General features: G+C 72.1%; 6 protein-coding genes and 1 pseudogene. 6 read left to right on the top strand and 1 reads right to left on the bottom strand.

Annotated features, from left to right (window positions below; genetic code table 11):
• The coding region (locus ACK4HH_RS04455; protein ID WP_409648672.1) for a pentapeptide repeat-containing protein at positions 1-320 on the top strand (320 nt) is incomplete at its 5' end.
• 4 nt (positions 321-324) lie between these two features.
• Here the strand turns inward: ACK4HH_RS04455 and ACK4HH_RS04460 are convergent.
• A complete protein-coding gene (locus ACK4HH_RS04460) occupies positions 325-825 on the bottom strand; it encodes a hypothetical protein (protein ID WP_409648674.1) in 501 nt (166 codons plus the stop codon).
• A 100-nt stretch (positions 826-925) separates the two neighbouring features.
• Between ACK4HH_RS04460 and ACK4HH_RS04465 the strand changes: the two genes are divergently transcribed.
• The 5 genes and pseudogenes from ACK4HH_RS04465 to ACK4HH_RS04485 all read left to right on the top strand — a co-directional run.
• On the top strand, positions 926-1,912 hold the full coding sequence (locus ACK4HH_RS04465; protein ID WP_409648676.1) for an isopenicillin N synthase family dioxygenase: 987 nt from the start codon (positions 926-928) through the stop codon (positions 1,910-1,912).
• Positions 1,909-2,910: a TIGR03557 family F420-dependent LLM class oxidoreductase gene (locus ACK4HH_RS04470; RefSeq protein WP_409648677.1), complete on the top strand. Its 1,002-nt coding sequence runs from the start codon at positions 1,909-1,911 to the stop codon at positions 2,908-2,910. The genes ACK4HH_RS04465 and ACK4HH_RS04470 overlap by 4 nt, the downstream gene beginning before the upstream one ends.
• 73 nt (positions 2,911-2,983) lie before the next feature.
• Positions 2,984-3,835 carry a coenzyme F420-0:L-glutamate ligase gene (cofE, locus tag ACK4HH_RS04475; RefSeq protein ID WP_409648679.1) on the top strand — a complete coding sequence of 284 codons (852 nt, stop codon included), beginning with the start codon at positions 2,984-2,986 and terminating at the stop codon, positions 3,833-3,835.
• Positions 3,832-4,833, top strand: coding sequence for an AAA family ATPase (locus tag ACK4HH_RS04480; protein WP_409648681.1), 1,002 nt, complete (start codon positions 3,832-3,834; stop codon positions 4,831-4,833). The genes cofE and ACK4HH_RS04480 overlap by 4 nt, the downstream gene beginning before the upstream one ends.
• A 10-nt stretch (positions 4,834-4,843) precedes the next feature.
• A pseudogene (locus ACK4HH_RS04485) lies at positions 4,844-5,417 on the top strand (hypothetical protein); the annotation flags it as partial.

The raw sequence follows: 5,417 nt of genomic DNA on the forward strand, positions 1-5,417 counted from the left end.
TGCCGGCCCCGACGCGCGTGCGCGGTCGCACCCTCGGCCCGCGCGCCGACCTGCTCGGCGCACGCCTCGACGGTGCCGACCTGCGGGGTGCTGACCTTCGCGGCGCTCTGCTGATCGCCGCATCGCTGCGGGGCGCCGACCTGGCGGGTGCCGACCTGCTCGCGGCGGATCTGCGCGATGCCGACCTCTCGGGTGCCGATGCGAGTGCCGCGCTGTTCGTGACGCAGCCCCAGGTGACGGCCGCCATCGGCGACGCGTCGACGCTGCTGCCGCCGGGCATCCACCGACCCGATCACTGGGTCGCGACGCACCGCGACTGATCGATCATCCGGTCGAGACGGGCACCTCGATCGCGCCCGTGCGGGCCTCGCGGTCGCTGCGATCCTTGCGCAGCGCCGTGCCGCCGATGATGAGCGCGCAGGCGATGATCACGAGGTTCTTGACGATGTACTGACCCTCGAGCGTGAGGCCCCACGGGATGACCGTGAACGTCACCTCGGGCAGCAGCACGAGGGGCAGGAACGTCGCGGGCATCTGCGGGATGAGCAGCAGCAGGGCCGCGCGCGTGAGGGGCGGGAAGAGGAATGCGACGCCGATCGCGACCTCCCACAACCCGATGAGCGGAATGATGATCTCGGGCGTCAGCCAGTAGATGGTGGCCGCCACGAGGTCGTAGGCGGGGCTCAGCTCGCCAATCATCTTGAGTGCGCCGAACCAGATGAACACGATGCCCAGGGCGAGTCGGGCGAACTTGATTCCGAACGCGTCCATCGTCCAGACGACGAGCCGGTCGAAGCGCTCGAGCAGGGCGGTGATCGTGGGCATGGCTCCTCTTTCAGGTCGGTGCTTCGAAGCTAGGCGAGGCTCCTGGGCGCGGGATGCTCGCGCGATGTGCGGCGCCTGACCGAGGCGGTAGCGTGTGGCCATGACGCCGTCGATCGCCGTTCCGACCATCAGCCTCGACCGCGACCCGCAGGTCGTCGGCCGCGAGTTCGACGAGACGCTGCGCACGGTCGGCTTCTTCCAGGTCGTCGACCACGGGGTCGACCCCGCGGTGGCCGACGCGGCGTGGAACGCGGCGCGCGCCTTCTTCGACCTGCCGCTCGACGACAAGCTCGCGGTCGAGCGACCGGCGGGCGGGCTGTACGGCTACTTTCCGATGCGCAGCGAGTCGCTCGCGGCCTCGCGCGGCGAGGCGACTCCGGGCGACCTGAAGGAGTCGTTCAACATGGGGCCGGGCATCCGCCCCTCGCTCTCGCCCGTCGACGAGACCGAGGCCGCGTTGTTCACGGCGAACGTGTGGCCCGCCGCGCTGCCCGAGCTGCAGCAGACCTGGCAGGCCTACTACGCCGAGATGAGCGCGCTCGCCGACCGCTTGATGCGCGTGTTTGCCCTCGGGCTCGACCTGCCCGCTGACTTCTTCACCCCGCACATCGATGCGAGCCCCAGTGCGCTGCGTGCCATCAACTACCCCGAGCAGACGCACGCGCCCGAGCCCGGCCAGTTGCGCGCCGGCGCGCACACCGACTATGGAACCCTCACGATCCTGCGCCAGGAGGCCGGCCGCGCAGGCCTCGAGGTGCACGACGCGGCGACCGACTCGTGGGTGCCGATCCCGCCGACCGACGGTGCGCTCGTCATCAACATCGGCGACCTCATGGCCCGCTGGACGAACGACCGCTGGACCTCGACCCTGCACCGCGTCGTGAATCCGGATGCTGCGCCGGGGTCGACCGCGAGCGCCAGCCAGCGCCGCCAGAGCATGCCGTTCTTCCACAACGCCAACTATTCGACCACCGTCGAGTGCCTGCCCTCGTGCCTCGCCGCGGGCGAGCTGCCACGCTACGAGCCCGTCATGGCGGGCCCGCATCTCGCCGGCAAATCGACGAAGAGCGTGGCCCCCACCGCATGACCGCGCCCGCCATCGGCTACGCCGCCGCACTCGAGCAGCTCGACCCGCGCGAGGCCGTGCGGCTCGCGGCGCTCGCCGAACGCCACGGCTTCAGCGGCACGCTCGCGGGCGATGCGGCCCAGCCGTTCACCCCGAGCCAGGGTCAGGCGGCCTTCGTCTGGAACGTCGTCTCCGCTCTCGGCGCGCAGACGACGGGCGAGCTCGGGGTCGGAGCGCTCGCGCCCACCTTCCGCTGGAATCCCGCGCTCGTCGCGCAGGCATCCGCGACGCTCGCGAGCCTGTACCCCGGCCGCCACTGGCTCGCCCTCGGCAGCGGCGAGGCGATCAGCGAGCACGTCGTCGGCGGCTACTGGCCCGAGCCGGCCGAGCGCATCAACCGGCTGTTCGAGGCGGTCACGATCATCAAGAAGCTGTTCGCATCCGGCTCGGCCGGGCGCGATGTCAAGCACGAGGGCCGCTGGTACCAGCTGGAGTCGAGCCGCCTCTGGACGAGCCCCGAGCAGCCGCCACCGTTGCTCATCGCGACCGCCGGCCCGATCACGGCCCGCCGTGCCGGCCAGGTCGCCGACGGGCTGCTCATCGACTCGGTGCCCTACGACAAGCTCGGCATGCTCCTGCAGCGCTTCACCGAGGGCGCCCGCGAGGCGGGCCGCCGCGGCGCCGCTCCGCAGCACGCCCTGCGCCTGCACCTGTCGTGGGCGCCCACCGATGACGAGGCAATGCAGAACGCCCTCACCGAGTGGCCGCAGGCGGGCATGCGGTTCGCGAAGAGCGACATCCGCTCGCCGTACGACCTCGAGCAGATCGCCAAGCTCGTGCGCCCCGACGACTTCGACGAGCGGATGCTCATCTCGAGCGACGTCGATGCGCACCGTGCGAACATCCAGCGCTACCTCGATCTCGGCATCGAGCGCATCCACCTGCACAATGTCGGTCGCGACCAGGATGCGTTCCTCGAGCTCTTCGGCCGCGAGGTGCTGCCCCGCCTCACCCGGTGAGTGTGCCGCGCGCGGCATGTGTCGCGAACGGCACAGTGCGTGAGCGGTGCGCCCCGGAGAGGAGAATGAGCGGGTGACCGAATCGCGCCCCGCCGAGCCGCATCACGTCGACGCCGCGCGCGCCGCGCCTGAGCCCGCCGAGCTGCGCGTGTGGGGCATCCCGGGCCTGCCCGAGATCGGCACAGGCGACCACCTGCCGCGGCTCATCGCCGACGCGGCGCGTAGCGCGGGGGTCGAGCCCGGCGACATCCTCGCGGTGACGAGCAAGATCGTGAGCAAGGCCGAGAACCGCATCGTGCGCGCCGACGACCGCGAGCAGGCGATCACCGATGAGACGGTGCGGGTCGTCGCGACGCGGCCGCGCGCCGACGGCGGCACCACGCGCATCGTCGAGAACCGCCTCGGCCTCGTGATGGCCGCGGCGGGAGTCGACGCGAGCAACACCGCCGACGGCACGGTGCTGCTGCTGCCGCTCGATCCCGACGCGAGCGCCGCGGCGATCCGCGCCGCCGTCGAAGCCTGCGTCGGAGCCCCCGTCGGCGTGATCATCACCGACACGGCCGGTCGCGCGTGGCGCGAGGGCCAGACCGATATGGCGATCGGATCAAGTGGTGTGCGGCTGCTGGATGACCTGCGCGGGTCGCGCGACGCCGCGGGCAAGCTGCTCGAGGTCACGGCGCCCGCCGTGGGTGACGAGATCGCCGCGGCCGCCGACCTCGTCAAGGGCAAGGCGAGCGGCATCCCCGTCGCCGCCGTGCGCGGGCTCGCGGGGCTGCTCGACGACGACGCGCCCGGAGCGCGCAGCCTTGTGCGCCCGCTCGACGACGACATGTTCGCGCAGGGCAGCAAAGAGGCCTGGGACGAGGGCTACCGTGCGGGATTCTCGGCCCACGCTCCGGAAGACCGTGACAGAGTCGAGGAATGAGCATGACGACGACGTCTGAGGTCGGGGCGCTGAGCGCCGAACAGTTCGCCGAGCTCGGAGCGGGCATCAGGCGGGCCATGAACAGCGTGCTCGACGGCAAGCCGGATGCGGTGGATGCCGCGCTCACGGTGCTGCTGGCCGAAGGCCACCTGCTCATCGAAGACGTGCCGGGCGTCGGCAAGACGATGCTCGCGCGCGCGCTCGCGAAGTGCATCGCCGGCACGGTCAACCGCATCCAGTTCACGCCCGACCTGCTGCCGGCCGACATCACGGGTGTCAGCGTGTTCCGCCAGCAGCTCGGCACCTTCGAGTTCACGCCCGGCCCCGTGTTCGCGCACATCGTGATCGGCGACGAGATCAACCGGGCGAGCCCCAAGACCCAGTCGGCGCTGCTCGAGTGCATGGAAGAGCAGCAGGTCACGGTCGACGGTCGCACGCACCGCCTCGAGAGCCCGTTCCTCGTCGTCGCGACGCAGAACCCCATCGAGATGGAGGGCACCTACGCGCTGCCCGAAGCCCAGCGCGACCGCTTCATGGCGCGCATCTCGATCGGCTACCCCGATGCCGAGAGCGAAGCACTCATGGTTCGCGATCGCGAGCACGGCAGCCCGCTCGACCTCATCGAGCCCGTTGTCGACGTCGCGGGGCTGCGCCGCATGATCGCGACCGTGCGCGAGGTCTACGTGAGCCCCGCCGTCGAGCGGTACGCCGTCGCGATCGTGCAGGCGACGCGCGACGACTCGGCCCTGCGGCTTGGAGCCAGCCCCCGGTCGACGCTGCAGCTCGTGCGCGCCAGCCGCGCGCGCGCCGCACTCGACGGCCGCGACTTCGTGCTGCCCGACGACATCGACGCGCTCGCGACCACGGTGCTCTCGCACCGCATGCTGCTCGTGCCGCGCGCGCAGCATCCCGATGGCAGCACCGTGCGCAGCGTCGACGAGGTCGTCGAGCGCATCGTCGCGGCCACGCCCGTGCCGGTGCCGACCGCCCGAGACTAGGCCGCTGCCCGTGCCCCGGCTCACCGCTCGTGGCATCGCGTTCCTCGTGGCCGCGGTGGGCCTCGGCGTGCTCGCCTACGTGCTCGAGCGGCCCGAACTTCTGCCGATCGCGGCGATCGCCGCCGCGGCCCCGCTCATCGCGCTCGCCGCGGTGGCGAGCTCGCGACCTCGCGTGCGCGTCGGTCGCCAGCTCGAGCCCGTCGTGGCGACCGAGGGCGAGCAGGTGCAGGTGACGGTGAGCGTGAGCGGCCGGGCGCGGGCCGCCGAATGGGTCGAGCAGGTTCCCATGCAGCCCGGATTCGCGGGCCCGGGCCGGCTGCGCGAGGTCACGGCGACACGGCCCGCATCCCTCGGCTACCGCTACTGGCCCGGGCGACGAGGGCTCGCGCTCGTCGGGCCGCTGCTCATCGAAGACCGCGACCCCTTCGCCCTCGCCTTGCGGGTGACCGACACGCGCGCCGTCGTGGCGCAGCTCGTGTTGCCGACGGTGACCCCGCTGCCCGTCGGCCCCGTTCCCGACCCCTCGACCGATGCCGGGCCCCGCACCGCGGGGGCGGGCGAGCCCCGCGAGCGCGACGGACGAG

Origin of the sequence: Microcella sp., assembly GCF_046296455.1 — a bacterium.
Taxonomy (GTDB): domain Bacteria; phylum Actinomycetota; class Actinomycetes; order Actinomycetales; family Microbacteriaceae; genus Microcella.